This window comes from Xanthobacter versatilis (genome assembly GCF_043193975.1).
Taxonomy (GTDB): Bacteria; Pseudomonadota; Alphaproteobacteria; order Rhizobiales; family Xanthobacteraceae; genus Xanthobacter; species Xanthobacter autotrophicus_E.
Window position 1 is genome coordinate 292,208 of record NZ_JBAFVB010000006.1, and the last position, 15,483, is coordinate 307,690.

At 66.8% G+C, this 15,483-nt stretch carries 11 protein-coding genes and 3 tRNA genes; 4 read left to right on the forward strand and 10 right to left on the reverse strand.

Going from position 1 to position 15,483, the window contains the following annotated elements; all coding sequences use genetic code 11:
* Positions 1 to 19: 19 nt before the first annotated feature.
* On the forward strand, positions 20 to 661 hold the full coding sequence (locus V5F66_RS14280) for an alpha/beta hydrolase (protein WP_394094087.1): 642 nt from the start codon (positions 20 to 22) through the stop codon (positions 659 to 661).
* Positions 662 to 779: 118 nt separating this feature from the next.
* Here V5F66_RS14280 and V5F66_RS14285 read toward each other — a convergent pair whose 3' ends face one another.
* The 9 genes from V5F66_RS14285 to V5F66_RS14325 form a co-directional block, all read right to left on the reverse strand.
* Complete coding sequence (locus tag V5F66_RS14285; protein WP_394094088.1) at positions 780 to 1,652, reverse strand: SGNH/GDSL hydrolase family protein; 873 nt, start codon at positions 1,650 to 1,652, stop codon at positions 780 to 782.
* A 198-nt stretch (positions 1,653 to 1,850) separates the two neighbouring features.
* Positions 1,851 to 1,927: transfer RNA gene (locus V5F66_RS14290), tRNA-Asp, on the reverse strand.
* A 307-nt stretch (positions 1,928 to 2,234) separates the two neighbouring features.
* Positions 2,235 to 2,310: transfer RNA gene (locus V5F66_RS14295), tRNA-Val, on the reverse strand.
* Positions 2,311 to 2,808: 498 nt separating this feature from the next.
* Positions 2,809 to 3,087 carry an HU family DNA-binding protein gene (locus V5F66_RS14300; protein ID WP_012115568.1) on the reverse strand — a complete coding sequence of 93 codons (279 nt, stop codon included), beginning with the start codon at positions 3,085 to 3,087 and terminating at the stop codon, positions 2,809 to 2,811.
* Positions 3,088 to 3,411: 324 nt separating this feature from the next.
* On the reverse strand, positions 3,412 to 5,829 hold the full coding sequence (gene lon, locus V5F66_RS14305) for an endopeptidase La (RefSeq protein WP_012115567.1): 2,418 nt from the start codon (positions 5,827 to 5,829) through the stop codon (positions 3,412 to 3,414).
* Positions 5,830 to 6,162: 333 nt separating this feature from the next.
* The gene (clpX, locus tag V5F66_RS14310) at positions 6,163 to 7,431 is read right to left on the reverse strand and encodes an ATP-dependent Clp protease ATP-binding subunit ClpX (RefSeq protein ID WP_012115566.1); all 1,269 of its coding nucleotides are present in this window, start codon (positions 7,429 to 7,431) and stop codon (positions 6,163 to 6,165) included.
* Between the two features lie 407 nt (positions 7,432 to 7,838).
* A complete protein-coding gene (locus V5F66_RS14315; protein ID WP_012115565.1) occupies positions 7,839 to 8,474 on the reverse strand; it encodes an ATP-dependent Clp protease proteolytic subunit in 636 nt (211 codons plus the stop codon).
* 85 nt (positions 8,475 to 8,559) lie between these two features.
* Positions 8,560 to 9,918 (reverse strand): trigger factor, encoded by a 1,359-nt coding sequence (tig, locus tag V5F66_RS14320; RefSeq protein ID WP_012115564.1) that lies wholly within the window; start codon positions 9,916 to 9,918, stop codon positions 8,560 to 8,562.
* 152 nt (positions 9,919 to 10,070) lie between these two features.
* Positions 10,071 to 10,155: transfer RNA gene (locus V5F66_RS14325), tRNA-Leu, on the reverse strand.
* 457 nt (positions 10,156 to 10,612) lie between these two features.
* Between V5F66_RS14325 and V5F66_RS14330 the strand changes: the two genes are divergently transcribed.
* Complete coding sequence (locus tag V5F66_RS14330) at positions 10,613 to 11,881, forward strand: multicopper oxidase family protein (RefSeq protein ID WP_394006090.1); 1,269 nt, start codon at positions 10,613 to 10,615, stop codon at positions 11,879 to 11,881.
* Between the two features lie 49 nt (positions 11,882 to 11,930).
* Here the strand turns inward: V5F66_RS14330 and V5F66_RS14335 are convergent, their stop codons facing one another.
* On the reverse strand, positions 11,931 to 13,421 hold the full coding sequence (locus tag V5F66_RS14335; RefSeq protein ID WP_394094089.1) for an NAD(P)H-hydrate dehydratase: 1,491 nt from the start codon (positions 13,419 to 13,421) through the stop codon (positions 11,931 to 11,933).
* 222 nt (positions 13,422 to 13,643) lie between these two features.
* Between V5F66_RS14335 and V5F66_RS14340 the strand changes: the two genes are divergently transcribed.
* On the forward strand, positions 13,644 to 13,982 hold the full coding sequence (locus V5F66_RS14340) for a P-II family nitrogen regulator (protein ID WP_012115561.1): 339 nt from the start codon (positions 13,644 to 13,646) through the stop codon (positions 13,980 to 13,982).
* A gap of 51 nt (positions 13,983 to 14,033) precedes the next feature.
* On the forward strand, positions 14,034 to 15,443 hold the full coding sequence (gene glnA / locus V5F66_RS14345) for a type I glutamate--ammonia ligase (protein ID WP_041577350.1): 1,410 nt from the start codon (positions 14,034 to 14,036) through the stop codon (positions 15,441 to 15,443).
* The last annotated feature ends 40 nt before the right edge of the window (positions 15,444 to 15,483 follow it).

Sequence of the window (15,483 nt, forward strand, 5' to 3'; positions counted from 1 at the left end):
CAGCCGCGAGGATCTTCCCATGGCTTCGACCCTCACCCGGGACGCGCCCGCCCTCGCCTTCACCCATCGCTTCGAGCCCGCCACGGACGGGGCAGCATCGCCGCTGCTGCTGCTCCACGGCACCGGCGGCGATGAAACCGACCTGTTGCCCCTCGGCCGCATGATCGCCCCTGGCGCGGCACTGCTATCGCCGCGCGGGCAGGTGAGCGAGGGCGGCATGCCGCGCTTCTTCCGCCGCCTTGCCGAAGGCGTGTTCGACGAAGCCGACGTGGTGCGCCGCGCCCATGATCTTGCGGACTTCATAGCCGCCGCCCGCACCGCCTACGGCCTTGCCGCGCCGGTGGCGGTGGGCTTCTCCAACGGAGCCAACATCGCCGCCGCCATAATGCTGCTGCGGCCCGAGGCGCTTGCCGGCGCGGTGCTGCTGCGCCCCATGGTGCCACTCGCCGACCCGCCGGCCGGAGACCTGCCCTCAACGCCGGTGCTGATGCTCTCCGGCGCCATGGACCCCATCGTGCCCGCCGAGAATGCCGCACGGCTCGCGACCCTGCTTTCGGCGCGCGGCGGAAAGGTGGAGCACAAGACGCTGCCGGCGAGCCACGGCCTCACCTCCGCCGACCTGACCGCCGCCCGGGACTTCATCGCCCGGATCGGCCGTTAGAGCGCCTTCGCGCGAAGCCGACACCGGTTCGGGTGAAGAACACGCGTCAAGGCAGGAGTTTGGAGCGGTTGCCGTGAGTGCCTGAGAACGGCAGCCGCCCCAGACCTCCCGACGGGCCTCAGCGCAGGGCCGGAGCGGCCGCCGGCTGCCTGGCATTGGCCCCCTTGGGCGGGGTCGCCTTGGCCTGCGGCGGGCCCTGTGGCGCCGTGGCGGGCGCCGCCATGGCCGACACGATGGCCGGCGCCAGCAGGTCGGCAAGGCAGGCATAGCCCTTGTCGTTGGAATGGAAGCTGTCCCAGGCCAGCGTGGCGCGCAGCCCTGCCGGATCCTGTGCCGCCCATTGCTTCATCATCAGGTAGCGCGGGAGCAGCGGCGCCCCCCGCTCTGAAGCGGCCGCGCCCACGGCGGCCACGAAGCTTTCGTAGCGGTCGAGGTTCATGATGGCCGGGTAGTATTGCTGGTCGATCACCAGCACCGCCGCGCCCGCCGCCGCAATGGCATCGAGCCCAGCCCCCACCAGCTGCTTCAGCCGCACAGGATCGCCGCCGAAGATGACATCGTTGGTGCCCACCTGCCAAAGCACCAGGTCCGGCACCGGCGGCGTCTTCAGGAACAGTTCCAGCCGGCGCAGTGTGGCGGGCGCGCTCTCGCCGTTGACGCCGGCATTGGTGATCTCGACGCTCCCCTCCCCCAGCGCCGCCTCCAGCCTCAGGGCCAGTTGGCTCGGGTAGTTGGCAGCCGTGCTGGAGGCCCCCGCCCCGGCGGTGGTGGAGGAGCCGATGGCGAGGATGCGCAGCGGCCGTCCCTCGGCCCGCACCCTGGCGGCCTGCGCCAGCACCAGGGGCGGCGCGGGGCGCACGTCATCGGGACAGGCCAAGGCGGGACCGGAGACGAAGGGGGCGCCGAGCATCAGCAGGCCAAGCACGCCGACAGCGAAGCGGCGCACCATGCCCGACCGGAAGAGACGGGATGAAGGGCTGGGAAGGGTCATGGATCGGAGGTTATCGGCAAACAGGCCCAAAGTGCGTCGTCTCACCGGCGGAACGCAAGGCCCGGCCAAAGCGATAGCGATACAACGCAAGGCCGCAAGCGCGAAGGTCAGGGACGAAACTTGCACGAAAAGTGTCACGGTGCCGGCTGGAAAAGTGTCACAGCCTACCGGGAAACTGTCGCAAGATATTGGGATGAATGGCGGGAGTGACGGGGCTCGAACCCGCGACCTCCGGCGTGACAGGCCGGCGCTCTAACCAACTGAGCTACACCCCCCCGAACCGGCGCCGGACGAACCGTGCCGCCGAAGAGAGCGGCGTGGTACGGCAGCCCTCTGCGCAAGTCAAGCAACACCCGCACTTTTTGCGCCGAACTTGTCCACAGGCCGCATAAAGATCCAGTCGCGGCAAAGCTTTCCGCCGAGACCGCGACGCACGCGCGCGGCTGGCCCGAAGGCGGGTGGAAGAGCCCGAATACGAATCTCCCGGTTCCACATCGGCGCATCGGCGGCGCGCCCGGTCTGACGTCCGCGGGTCGATACCGCGTACATGGCCGAAGCTGGAGAAGGGGAAAGCGGCGGGCCTGGTGGGCGGTGACGGGCTCGAACCGCCGACCCTCTCGGTGTAAACGAGATGCTCTACCAACTGAGCTAACCGCCCAGGCCGGGACCGTGCAGGCGCTATAGTCCCATGCTCCGCAGGCGGCAAGGGCGGCAGCGGCGGAGCGGGATCAAAGCCGCTGCGACCGCTACAGGGCAGCGCCTTGCGGACCGCTATTGCGGGATCTGCCCACGGGCAGGGATCCGTGGGCCAGCCATGTACGCAAGCGGCACCGCCGCTCCAAGATGCCCTCCGGCCCGGCGCGATTGATCGCCGGCCGCAGGACACATCCGTCTGGAAGGAAGGATGGCAGCCGAGCCGCCATCAGACCGGACCTAGAGCACTTTCCGCCCGCGCTGGGTCGCAGGAAATGCCCTATCTCTTTGTCCATCGCATTTTCGTCAGGCAGACCACTGTCGGAGCCGCACCAAAATGCGCAAGGCTTCCCCACACCCTGACCGCCGTGCGGCTCGGGGACGCTCCGCCCGCCAAATGGGCGGGCCGGGAGCGTCCGGGAAGCCTTTGGAGGGGTCCCCGCGTCAGGGACCCGGGGGCCGATCAGCCGTTGACGGCTTCCTTCAGGCCCTTGCCGGGGGTGAACTTCGGAGCCTTGGAAGCCTTGATCTTGACAGGCTTGCCGGTGCGGGGATTGCGGCCTTCGCGCGCGGCGCGCGTCACCACGGAAAAGCTGCCGAAACCGATCAGCTTGACTTCCTCGCCTTCCTGCAGCGCCTTGGCGATGATGTCGAAGGTGGCGTCCACAGCCGCAGCCGCGGCCGTCTTCGTCAGCTTCGCCTCTTCGGCCACCGCGGCGATCAGTTCGTTCTTGGTGGTCATCTGACCTTTCCTTCCGTTGTCAGAACGCGAATCGTGCAGGCTCAAGCCCTCACGAACGGCGCGAGCATCACGGAAAATAAGGCTTTTGCAAGCGCGATCGGCGTCAAACCCGCACCAATGCACGATTTCCCACTGTGCGCCTGCGAACAAACGGGGGAAAACGGGTTACTCCGGCGGCGTGAGACCGATCGCTAAGGCATTGAAAAGATTAAGGGCGTGCGCCGCTCCCCCGGCTTGATGGGGGGAAGCGGCAACACGCCCTCTCTTTTCGCTGGAAAACGCTTCAATCTGGCCGGTTTGCGGGCAATCCGGCCAGATCTTTCGTCAGTGGGCGACCACGCCGGGGGTCTCCTCGCCCGGCACCGGGGCGTTCACCGGGCGCTCTTCCCAGGTGATCGGAACCGGCGGGCGAACGAGCGCATTGGCGAGCACCTCGTCCATGCGGGAGACCGGAACGATCTCCAGCGCGTTCTTCACGTTGGCCGGGATGTCCGCCAGGTCCTTGGCGTTCTCCTCGGGGATCAGCACCTTCTTGATGCCACCGCGCAGGGCCGCAAGGAGCTTCTCCTTGAGGCCGCCGATGGGCAGCACCCGGCCCCGCAGGGTGATCTCACCCGTCATGGCCACATCGCGGCGCACCGCGATGCCGGTCATCACCGAGACGATGGCCGTGGCCATGGCGACACCGGCGGACGGGCCGTCCTTCGGAGTGGCACCTTCCGGCACATGGACGTGAATGTCGCGCCGCTCGAACAATGGCGGCTCGATGCCGAAATCGACCGCCCGCGAGCGCACGTAGGACGCCGCCGCCGAGATCGATTCCTTCATCACGTCGCGCAGGTTGCCGGTGACCGTCATCTTGCCCTTGCCGGGCATCATGAGGCCTTCGATGGTCAGCAGCTCGCCGCCCACCTCGGTCCAGGCGAGGCCGGTGACGACACCCACCTGGTCCTCGGTCTCCACCTCGCCGTACCGGTAACGCGGCACGCCGAGGAAGTCCTCAAGGTTCTTGGCGGTCACCTTCACCGACTTCTTCTTCGACAGCACCAGCTCCTTCACCGCCTTGCGGGCCAGCGTGGAGATCTCGCGCTCGAGGTTACGCACACCGGCTTCCCGCGTGTAGCGGCGGACCAGCTGGAGCAGCGCACCGTCGTCGATGGTGAACTCCTTCGGCGTCAGGCCATGCTTGCCGAGCGAGTTGGGCAGAAGGTGCTTGCGCGCGATCTCCACCTTCTCGTCCTCGGTGTAGCCAGCGATGCGGATCACCTCCATGCGGTCCAGAAGGGCCGGCGGGATGTTCAGCGTGTTCGCCGTGGTCACGAACATGACGTTCGAAAGGTCGTAGTCCACCTCCAGATAGTGGTCGGCGAAGGTGTGGTTCTGCTCCGGATCCAGCACCTCGAGCAGGGCCGAGGACGGATCGCCGCGGAAATCGGCGCCCATCTTGTCGATCTCATCCAGCAGGAAGAGCGGGTTCGACTTCTTGGCCTTGCGCATGGACTGGATGATCTTGCCCGGCATGGACCCGATGTAGGTCCGCCGGTGACCGCGGATCTCCGCCTCGTCCCGCACGCCGCCCAGAGCGACGCGCACGAACTCACGGCCCGTCGCCTTGGCGATGGACTTGCCGAGCGAGGTCTTGCCCACGCCGGGGGGGCCGACGAGGCACAGGATGGGCCCGGTGAGCTTGTTGGCGCGGCTCTGCACGGCGAGATACTCGACGATGCGCTCCTTGACCTTGTCGAGGCCGTAGTGGTCGCTGTCGAGGATCTGCTGGGCGAAGGGCAGGTCCTTCTTGACCTTGCTCTTCACGCCCCACGGGATCGACAGCAGCCAGTCCAGGTAGTTGCGCACCACGGTGGCTTCCGCCGACATGGGCGACATCTGACGCAGCTTCTTCAGCTCGTGGGTGGCCTTTTCGCGGGCTTCCTTGGTGAGCTTGGTGCGCTTGATGCGGTCTTCCAGCTCCTGCAGGTCGTCCTTGCCGTCCTCGTCGCCAAGCTCCTTCTGGATCGCCTTCATCTGCTCGTTTAGGTAGTACTCGCGCTGGGTCTTCTCCATCTGCCGCTTGACGCGGGTGCGGATGCGCTTTTCCACCTGCAGGACGGAGATCTCGCTCTCCATCAGGCCGAGCACCTTCTCCAGGCGGTCGGCGACCTTGAGCATCTCCAGGACGCCCTGCTTCTCCGGGATCTTCACGGCGAGGTGCGAGGCGACGGTGTCGGCGAGCTTGGAGTGGTCGTCGATCTGGCTGACGACGCCCACCACCTCCGGCGACACCTTCTTGTTGAGCTTCACATAATTCTCAAACTCGGTGACCACCGAGCGCGCGAGCGCCTCGGCCTCCACCTGGTCGCCGCTCTCGTCGTCGAGGGTGATAGCCTCGGCTTCATAGAGATCGGTACGCTCGGTGTAGCGGGTCACCTGGGCGCGGCTAACACCCTCCACCAGCACCTTCACGGTGCCGTCGGGCAGCTTCAGCAGCTGCAGGACGGTCGCGAGCGTGCCCACGGAGAAGATGGCTTCGGCGGCGGGATCGTCGTCCGAGGCGTTCTCCTGGGTGGCGAGGAGGATGTAGGTATCGCCGCGCATGACCTCTTCGAGGGCGCGGATGGACTTCTCGCGCCCCACGAACAGGGGAACAATCATATGTGGAAAAACCACGATGTCCCGAAGAGGCAGGACCGGGTAGGTCTGGGACACCCCGGCAACGAGCGGCGGGCGCGGCTTCTGGCTCGTCATGACGCAATCCTTTCAAGAAGTACACGCGCTGGAAAAACGCACAACTGAGCGTTGCCGCGCGTGCACGCGGCCGGAGACGGGCGTGGAATTTCAATGCTGAAGCGGCGTGAACCGCAGGAGGCACGAGGTCCGACCCCCGAGACCGGAACTGTCGAAAAGTAAATGGACACGCAACCTGCCCGTTTCAAGGGCACCCCGTTTACCGGGTTCGGGTGAGGGCGGAACAGTGCCGGAGCGCGTTCCGTCTTCCCCCCTGTCTGGCCCGACTTTCGGACCATGCCCCGGCCTGCCCCCATGCCGCGAGGCCGGGGGCGGGCTGTGGGGCGGACGCCGTCACGCACTGGCGCCGGCGTCGCCGACACGGTCCGCGTAAATATAAAGCGGACGCGCACTCTGCTCGACCACCTCCCGCGAGATCACCACCTCTTCCACCCCTTCAAGGCCGGGGAGGTCGAACATGGTGTCGAGGAGGATGCTCTCCATGATGGACCGGAGGCCACGGGCGCCGGTCTTGCGCTCGATCGCCTTGCGGGCGATGGCGCCGAGAGCCTCCTCGTGGATGGTCAGGTCCACATTCTCCATCTCGAACAGGCGCTGGTACTGCTTCACCAGCGCGTTCTTCGGCTCGGAGAGGATCTTCTTCAGGGCCTCCTCGTCGAGGTCACCCAGCGTCGCCAGGACCGGCAGACGCCCGATGAACTCGGGGATCAGGCCGTACTTCAGCAGATCCTCGGGCTCCACCTCGCGGAACACCTCGCCGGGGCGGCGATCCTCGGGCGGGGCCACCTTGGCCTGGAAGCCGATGGAGGTGGACCCCTTCGAGCGCGAGGAGATGATCTTGTCGAGGCCGGCGAAGGCGCCGCCGCAGATGAACAGGATATTGGTGGTGTCCACCTGCAGGAATTCCTGCTGGGGATGCTTGCGGCCGCCCTGGGGAGGCACCGAGGCCACCGTGCCTTCCATGATCTTCAGCAGCGCCTGCTGCACACCCTCGCCCGACACGTCGCGGGTGATGGAGGGATTGTCGGATTTGCGACTGATCTTGTCGATCTCGTCGATGTAGACGATGCCGCGCTGCGCCCGCTCGACATTGTAGTCGGCAGCCTGGAGCAGCTTGAGAATGATGTTCTCCACGTCCTCACCCACGTAGCCGGCTTCGGTCAGCGTGGTGGCGTCGGCCATGGTGAAGGGCACGTCGAGGATGCGCGCCAGGGTCTGCGCGAGCAGCGTCTTGCCGGAGCCGGTGGGCCCGATCAGCAGGATGTTGGACTTCGCGAGCTCCACGTCGCCGTGCTTGGTGGCGTGGTTGAGGCGCTTGTAGTGATTGTGCACCGCAACGGAGAGGACCTTCTTCGCGTGATCCTGGCCGATGACATAGTCATCGAGGACCTTGCGGATCTCCTTCGGGGTCGGGATGCCATCCCGCGACTTCACCAGAGAGGACTTCGACTCTTCCCGGATGATGTCCATGCACAACTCGACGCATTCGTCGCAGATGAACACAGTCGGTCCGGCGATGAGCTTCCTGACCTCGTGCTGGCTCTTGCCGCAGAACGAGCAATAAAGCGTGTTCTTGCTGTCGCTGCCGCCGGTCTTGCTCATCTTCGTCTCCTACCATCTACCGATCCGGACACGAAACGCGCCCATCACGCTAGCGTCACATATGGGGATTGGACCATGCAAATTTCCAGCCAATCCCGAAACGGTGATCGGTTCATGAGAGCCAATCACCCCGAGGCGACACGATCAAGGCGGGGAAGCGACATTCCCCAGGTGACGAAGCGCCGGAATACGACCATCCGGACCCGCCGCGCCTTCATCGCGCCGTCGGCCGCATCGTGATCCCGGGGGTCCTGCCGAAATGTGAAGACCCCTGAACGCAGCGGCCCCCGCCTTTTGGGGCGAGGGCCGGATACGCGGCATCCGATGCCGGCTTAACGACATGCAAGCGCGATCTTGCACCGCACGCAAGGGGGGCAATACGAGAACCCCCGTCGCGCGGCTCCCGATCACGCCGCCTTGGAGGTGTCGTCGGTGGGGCGCTGATCGATCACGGCATCGATGAGACCGAAGTCCAGTGCGGCCTTTGCGGTCATGAAGTTGTCGCGCTCCAGCGCGTCCTCGATCTTGTCCATCGAGCGGCCAGTGTGCTTCACATAGATTTCATTCAGCCGGCGCTTCAGGTTCAGGATCTCCTGGGCGTGCAGCATGATGTCCGTGACCTGACCCTGGAAGCCGCCCGACGGCTGGTGCACCATGATTCGGGCGTTGGGCAGGGCGAAGCGCATGTCCTTCTCGCCGGCGGTCAGCAGCAGCGAGCCCATGGAGGCGGCCTGGCCGATGCAGAGCGTGGACACCGCAGGCTTGATGAACTGCATGGTGTCGTAGATGGCGAGGCCCGATGTCACCACTCCCCCGGGGGAGTTGATGTACATCGAGATTTCCTTCTTCGGATTGTCCGCTTCCAAGAACAGCAGCTGCGCCACCGCGAGGGTGGACATGCCGTCCTCGACCGGGCCGGTCAGGAAGATGATGCGCTCCTTCAGGAGGCGGGAAAAGATGTCGTAGGACCGCTCCCCGCGGTTGGTCTGCTCGACCACCATGGGAATGAGATAATTCATATAAGTATCGACAGGATCACGCATCGTCAGTCCTCGGGGCGCGGGCGATGGCACGCCCCGGGGGGCGTGCCGCGCAATATCGTCGCAGGACGAAGGCGGACTTTGGCCCTCAGGCCGCCTTCTCGTCGTCCTCTTCCTCCTTGTAGAGCTCTTCCCGCGTCACCGTCTTCTCGGTCACGTTGGCGAGCTCCAGGAGGAAATCAACGACCTTCTCCTCGAACAGGGGGGCGCGAACGGAGGCCAGGGCTTCGGGGGTGCGGCGGTAATATTCCCACACCTGCTGCTCCTGGCCGGGGAACTGGCGGGCCCGTTCCACAACCGCGCGCGTCACCTCGTCTTCAGAAACCTGGATATTGTTGCGCTCACCGATTTCCGCAAGCACCAGGCCGAGACGCACGCGACGCTCGGCGATCTTGCGGTAATCGGCGCGGGCTTCCTCCTCGGTGGTGCCCTCGTCGGCGAAGCTGCGGTTCTGGGCCGCGAGGTCTTCCTGCACCCGGCTCCACACGCCGAAGAATTCCTGCTCCACGAGGCCTTCCGGCACCGCGAACTGGTGGGTGGTGTCGAGGGCGTCGAGCAGGGCGCGCTTTACCTTCTGGCGGGCGGCGCCGGCGTGCTCGCTGGCGATGCGCGCGCGCACCATCTCCTTGAGCTTCTCCAGGCTTTCCTGGCCGAGGGTCTTGGCGAACTCGTCGTCCAGGGTGAGCGGGCCGGGGGCGGCCACCGACTTCACAGTCACTTCAAAGGTCGCTGCCTTGCCGGCCAGTTCCTTGGCGGCGTAGGCCTCGGGGAAGGTCACGTTGAGGGTGCGGTTGTCGCCGGCATAGACGCCGAGCAGCTGCTCCTCGAAGCCGGGGATGAAGCCGTTGGAACCGAGCAGGACGTCGATGTCCTGGCCCTCGCCGCCGGGGAACTTCTCGCCGTCCACATAGCCGGTGAAGTCGATGGTGACGCGGTCGCCATTCTCGGCGTAGCCGCCTTCACGGGTGACGAAGGGGCGGTTGGCGTCGGCGATGCGCTGGATGGTCTCGTCGACCTCCGCGTCGGACACCTCGACCACCAGCTTCTCCACCGAGATGTCCTTGAAGTTGCCCAGCTCGATCTTGGGCAGGATCTCGATCTCGAGGTCGTAGGCGAGGTCCTTGCCGCCTTCCAGCAGGCCCTGGGCCTGGGGATCTTCCTCGGGCAGCTTGACCTTGGGCTGGAGCGCCAGCTTGAAGCCGTGCTCCTCGACGATCTTGCCGTTGGTCTCGTTGACCGTCTGCTCGATCACCTCGGACATGACGGACTTGCCGTAGACGCGCTTGAGGTGCGCCACGGGCACCTTGCCGGGGCGGAAGCCGTTCAGCTTCACCTGGCCCTTGAGTTCGGCCAGCTTGGCATCGGCCTTGGCGCCGAGGTCGGCGGCAGACACCACCACACGGAACGCGCGCTTGAGGCCATCGGCCTGGGTCTCGGTCACCTGCATCGTCTTGCCTTCACATCCTGTCGCGCATGGCGCGGAAAACATTCAAAACCGGTTCGGCCCCGCAGATCCCCCGGCATCCCGCCAAAGGCCGCACGGTGCGTCCCGCGCCTTGCGGCGAACGAACCTCCGCGGCGGCCGGCGAACCGGAAACGTGGTGCGGGCGGAGGGTTTCGAACCCCCACGACTTGCGTCACGGGAACCTAAATCCCGCGCGTCTACCAGTTCCGCCACGCCCGCGAGTCCGCTACGTCCGCGAGACCGCCACGTCCGCAAGGCGCGCGCTGCCGGGTGCGCCATCAGGAGCACCGGACGGCAGACCCCGAAGCACTCCGTCACGGAAACGCTCCATCACGGAAACGCCCAATCGGAGACGCGCGATCCGGGACGCGCACCATAGAGGTTCGACCGCACGCGCACGCCTGTGCACGCATGGATCGGGTCGCGGCTTATATCATGACGGCGCGCGCATGCAGCAACAAAATGGCGCCATCCCATGGACCGCGCAGCTGCCGCGCCATCTGCCCCGGCCGTAGCCCCCGGGCTTGCGCCGCCGTCCCGCAAGCCGTTGCGCCGCATCGTCCGGACCGGCGGCGGTCGAGCTTGTCGACCAGGCCGTGAAAATCAGCGGTGGAAAGCCGCTTGCCCTTTTTCCAGCCACGTATGAAGGTCCACGCACCCTGCCAGGAGACGCCGCGTGACGACGCCGATTCCCTCCCGACGCACCGTCCTCAAGGGTGCTGCAGCCCTCTCCCTGTCCGGCGCGGCGGGCGCGCTGGTGCCGGCGCTCGCGCAATCGCCGGCCGCTGCGCCGGCGGCGGTGCCCCCCGCCCCCCAGGCCAGCCCCCCGGTGACGCTCACCGCCGCCGAAGGCAGCCTGCCTGAGCTGGCCGGACCGGGTCCGCTCGCCCTGTTCAACGGTGCCCTCCCCGGCCCGGTGCTGCGGGTGAAGAAGGGCGGCACACTAAATGTCACCCTCGCCAACAGCCTGAAAGAAAACGTCGCCCTGACCTGGCAGGGCGTGCGGCTGCCAGCGGGGTCGCCCGCACTGGCGTCGGTCGCGCCCGGCAAGAGCGCTAACCTCAGTCTCGTGGCCACGGATGCCGGCACGTTCTGGTATCATGCGACCTCGCCTAGCCTCGCCCGCCGCGCCCTTGCCGGCCCGCTGGTGGTGGAGGAGGCCGGCGCCTCGGCCTATGCGGCGGACCACCTGTTGTTCATCCAGTCGTTTCCGCCGGAGAGCGGGGTGCCCATCTTCCCGGTTAACGGCGCTATCTCGCCCACCTTCCAGGGTCCGGCCGGCGGGCGCGCCCGGCTGCGGCTGGTGAACGCGACCCCGCTGTTCCTGCGCCTGAAGATTCGCGGGCCGGCGAGCTATGCCATCGCGGTGGACGGCCAGCCGGTGTCCGAGCCCTTCGAACTGAAGGACGGCCGCATCCAGATCGCCCCCGGCGGCCGGGTGGACGTGGCGGCGACGCTGGACGACGCCGACGCCACCATCATCGAGATCGAGACCACACAGGACCCCATCCGGCTGGCGGTGGTGACCCCGGTGGGCGCCGCCGTCACGCCACCGACCGGGGCGCCGGCGCCGCTGCCGCCCAACGACCTGCCGGCCGAGATCCCCCTCAAGGATGCCCTGCGCATCGAGCTGCCCATCGGCGACAAGCCGGGCGCGGGGGCAGCCTCCCTCGGCACCGTGAAGGCCGGCAAGAGCGTGGTACTGACACTGGTGAACAGCCTCGACGCGCCGGTGTCGGTCTATATCGCCGGCCATCCGGTGCGGCTGCTGGACAATGTCTATGACGGCTGGCGGCCGTGGTGGCACGACACCGTGCCGGTGCCGTCAAAGGCCACAGTGCGGGTAGCGTTCCGCGCCGCCCAGCCGGGCACCTGGTCCATCATCGGCCAGCGCGGCGGCGACGGCGAGGTGGTGGTCTCCAAGACCTATGAAGTGACGGCCTGAGGCCCGGAGCATTTTCCGCGAGTGACCAGGACGGCCCGGGCTATCCTGGTCACCGCACCCCGAGCGTTTCGTACAGCCGGCGGTAGACCTCGCGCAGCGCCTCCGGCAAATCGTCGGCCACGAGGCCCGGCCCGGCGACGCGGGCGGCCTCCCCGTGCAGCCACACGGCGGCCGCGGCGGCCTCGAACGGCGGCATGGCCTGGGCCAGAAGGCCCCCCGCCATGCCGGCCAGCACGTCTCCGGCCCCCGCGGTGGCGAGCCAGGGCGGTGCATTTTCCGCGATGGCGGCGCGTCCGTCGGGCGCCGCGACCACCGTATCCGCCCCCTTCAACACCACCACTGCGCCCAGCCGCGCCGCCGCGGCGCGGGTGCGCGCCAGCTTGGAGGGCGCCTCCAGCACCGCCCGATCCCCGGCGAAAAGACGGGCGAACTCGCCCTCGTGGGGGGTAATGATGAGGCCCGCCGTGCGCGCAGCCACGTCCGCCAGCGCCCAGGGCACGCCCGCGTAGGAGGTGAGCGCGTCCGCATCCAGCACGAGGCGCCGGCCCGGCGCGGCGATGTCGATCTTTGCCCGCGTCGCCGCCCCCATGCCGAGGCCCGGACCCAGCACCACGGTGCCGAGCCGCCGGTCGGCGAGCAGGGTGGCGAGGTCGTCGTCGCAGGCCATGGGACGGGGCATGATGGCGGCATAGGAGGCGGCATGCAGCGGCAGGGCGTCCGGCGGCAGGGCCACCGTCACCAGCCCGGCCCCGGCCCTGAATGCCCCGCGGGCCGAGAGGCGGGCGGCGCCCGAAGTCCAGGCGCCGCCGCTGACCACCACCGCATGGCCGCGATCATATTTGTGGCCCAGCGCCGACGGCAGCGGAAATGCCGGGCGCCACAGCTCGGGCATGTTCACGGAGGTGGCGGGCCTGATCACATCCAGCACCGCATCAGGAATCCCGATGTCCGCCACCCGCACCCGCCCGCACAGGCTACGCCCCGGCTCCAGCAGGTGGCCGGGCTTGCGACGGAAGAAGGTGACCGTCTCCTGCGCCTGCGCCGCCGCGCCACGCACCTTGCCGGTGGCGCCGTCGAGGCCGGAGGGCAGGTCCACGGCGACGATGGGCCGGCCGGAGGCGGCCATGCGCATCACCAGCGCCTTTGCCGCGCCGTCGAGATCACGGGCGAGGCCGGCACCGTAGAGGGCATCGACGATCACCCCGGCCTCGGTGAGATCGAGGACGGCCGGCTCCTCCACCGGCCCGCGCCAGCGCTCGGCGGCGCGCCTTGCGTCCCCTCCCAGCTTGTCGCGCTCGCCCAGCAGGGCGACCCGTACCCGGAAGCCCCGCTGCGTCAGCACCCGTGCCGCAACGAAACCGTCGCCGCCATTGTTGCCCGGCCCGCACAGGACCACGACGCGGGTCGGCAGCGGAAACCGCGCCACCACGTCGGCCACCGCGGTGCCCGCCCGCTCCATAAGCGTGAAGGACGGCGTGCCCATTTCGGTGGCGAGTCGATCTGCCTGACCCATTTCCTGTGGATCGAGAAGTGCGTGCACGTGATGCCCTGCCTCTCTAATGCCCAGTTGATACTCAGCGAACGCACGCAATGAAGATATAAATCGCCTAATTTAAAGTCATTAAGCCTATTTCATGAGCAACACACGGCTCACCTTACGCTCTGGTCCGCATAGGCACTTAGGCGTATGGATGGCATACATCCTGCTTAAATGCTGCCGGCTCGACCAGCGGCGGTGGCCGGGCCAGGGGAGACGGACCGGATGAAGAAAATTGAGGCTATCATCAAGCCCTTCAAGCTCGATGAAGTGAAAGAGGCCCTCCAGGACGTGGGACTGCAAGGCATCACGGTAACCGAGGCCAAGGGCTTCGGCAGGCAGAAGGGCCATACCGAGCTTTATCGCGGCGCGGAATATGTGGTGGATTTCCTGCCCAAGGTGAAAATCGAGGTCGTGCTCTCCGACGATATGGTAGACCGGGCCGTCGACGCCATTCGCCGAGCGGCCCAGACCGGACGGATCGGAGACGGAAAGATCTTCGTTTCGTCCATCGAGGAGGCGATCCGCATCCGCACCGGCGAATCCGGCCTCGACGCGATTTGACGCGTCCAATAAAAACCTGCGTGCCAGCAGAAAGGTAATACCCCCATGACCATCAAGACGGCCAAGGACGTCCTCGACCTGATCAAGAGCGAGGACGTGAAATACGTCGATCTGCGCTTCACCGACCCGCGCGGAAAATGGCAGCATGTTACCTTCGACATTTCCATGGTCGACGATGAGTTCCTGACCGAAGGCACTGCCTTCGACGGCTCGTCCATCGCCGGCTGGAAGGCCATCAACGAATCCGACATGCTGCTGATGCCGGATCCGGCCACCACCTGCATTGACCCGTTCTTCGCCGAGACCACGCTCTCCATCGTCTGCGACGTGCTGGAGCCGACCACCAACCAGCCCTACGGCCGCGACCCCCGCTCCATCGCCCGCAAGGCCGAGGCCTATGCGAAGTCCACCGGCATCGGCGATGCCGTCTATTTCGGCCCCGAGGCCGAGTTCTTCATCTTCGACGACGTGCGCTTCAAGGCGGACCCGTACAACACGGGCTTCAAGCTCGACTCGGTCGAGCTGCCCACCAACGGCGACACCGAATATGAGGGTGGCAACCTCGGCCACCGGGTGAAGACCAAGGGCGGCTACTTCCCCGTGCCGCCGATCGATTCGGCGCAGGACATGCGCTCCGAGATGCTCGCCGCCATGGCCAAGATGGGCGCCAAGGTGGAGAAGCACCACCACGAGGTGGCCTCCGCCCAGCACGAGCTCGGCCTCAAGTTCGGCTCGCTGGTGACCATGGCCGACCACCTGCAGGTCTATAAGTACTGCATCCACCAGGTGGCCAACATCTACGGCAAGACCGCGACCTTCATGCCGAAGCCCGTCTTCGGCGACAACGGCTCGGGCATGCACGTCCACCAGTCCATCTGGAAGGACGGCAAGCCGCTCTTCGCCGGCGACAAGTATGCGGACCTGTCCGACTACTGCCTGTGGTACATCGGCGGCATCATCAAGCATGCCAAGTCGCTGAACGCCTTCACCAACCCGCTGACCAACTCCTACAAGCGCCTGGTCCCGGGCTATGAGGCTCCGGTGCTGCTGGCCTATTCGGCCCGCAACCGCTCGGCGTCCTGCCGCATCCCCTACACCAACAACCCGAAGGCCAAGCGCGTCGAGGTCCGCTTCCCCGATCCCGGCGCGAACCCCTACCTCGCCTTCGCGGCCCTGTTCATGGCCGGCATGGACGGCATCCTCAACCGGATCGACCCCGGCCAGGCCATGGACAAGGACCTGTACGACCTGCCCCCCGCTGAGCTGAAGCAGATCCCCACGGTCTGCGGCTCGCTGCGCGAGGCCCTGGATTCGCTCGCCGCCGACCACGAGTATCTGCTCAAGGGCGACGTGTTCCAGAAGGACTTCATCGAGTCCTACATCGAGCTGAAGATGACCGAAGTGATGCGTTTCGAAATGACGCCGCACCCGGTCGAGTTCGAGATGTACTACTCGGTCTGACGAACATCTCCGGCCCGGCCAAAAGGCTGGGCCGGCCTTG

Excerpts from the sequence above, each read along its gene's own strand:
- V5F66_RS14280 (WP_394094087.1), top strand. The coding sequence starts at position 20 with ATGGCTTCGACCCTCACCCGGGACGCGCCCGCCCTCGCCTTCACCCAT.
- V5F66_RS14285 (WP_394094088.1), bottom strand. The coding sequence starts at position 1,652 with ATGACCCTTCCCAGCCCTTCATCCCGTCTCTTCCGGTCGGGCATGGTG.
- V5F66_RS14300 (WP_012115568.1), bottom strand. The coding sequence starts at position 3,087 with ATGACCACCAAGAACGAACTGATCGCCGCGGTGGCCGAAGAGGCGAAG.
- lon (WP_012115567.1), bottom strand. The coding sequence starts at position 5,829 with ATGACGAGCCAGAAGCCGCGCCCGCCGCTCGTTGCCGGGGTGTCCCAG.
- clpX (WP_012115566.1), bottom strand. The coding sequence starts at position 7,431 with ATGAGCAAGACCGGCGGCAGCGACAGCAAGAACACGCTTTATTGCTCG.
- V5F66_RS14315 (WP_012115565.1), bottom strand. The coding sequence starts at position 8,474 with ATGCGTGATCCTGTCGATACTTATATGAATTATCTCATTCCCATGGTG.
- tig (WP_012115564.1), bottom strand. The coding sequence starts at position 9,918 with ATGCAGGTGACCGAGACCCAGGCCGATGGCCTCAAGCGCGCGTTCCGT.
- V5F66_RS14340 (WP_012115561.1), top strand. The coding sequence starts at position 13,644 with ATGAAGAAAATTGAGGCTATCATCAAGCCCTTCAAGCTCGATGAAGTG.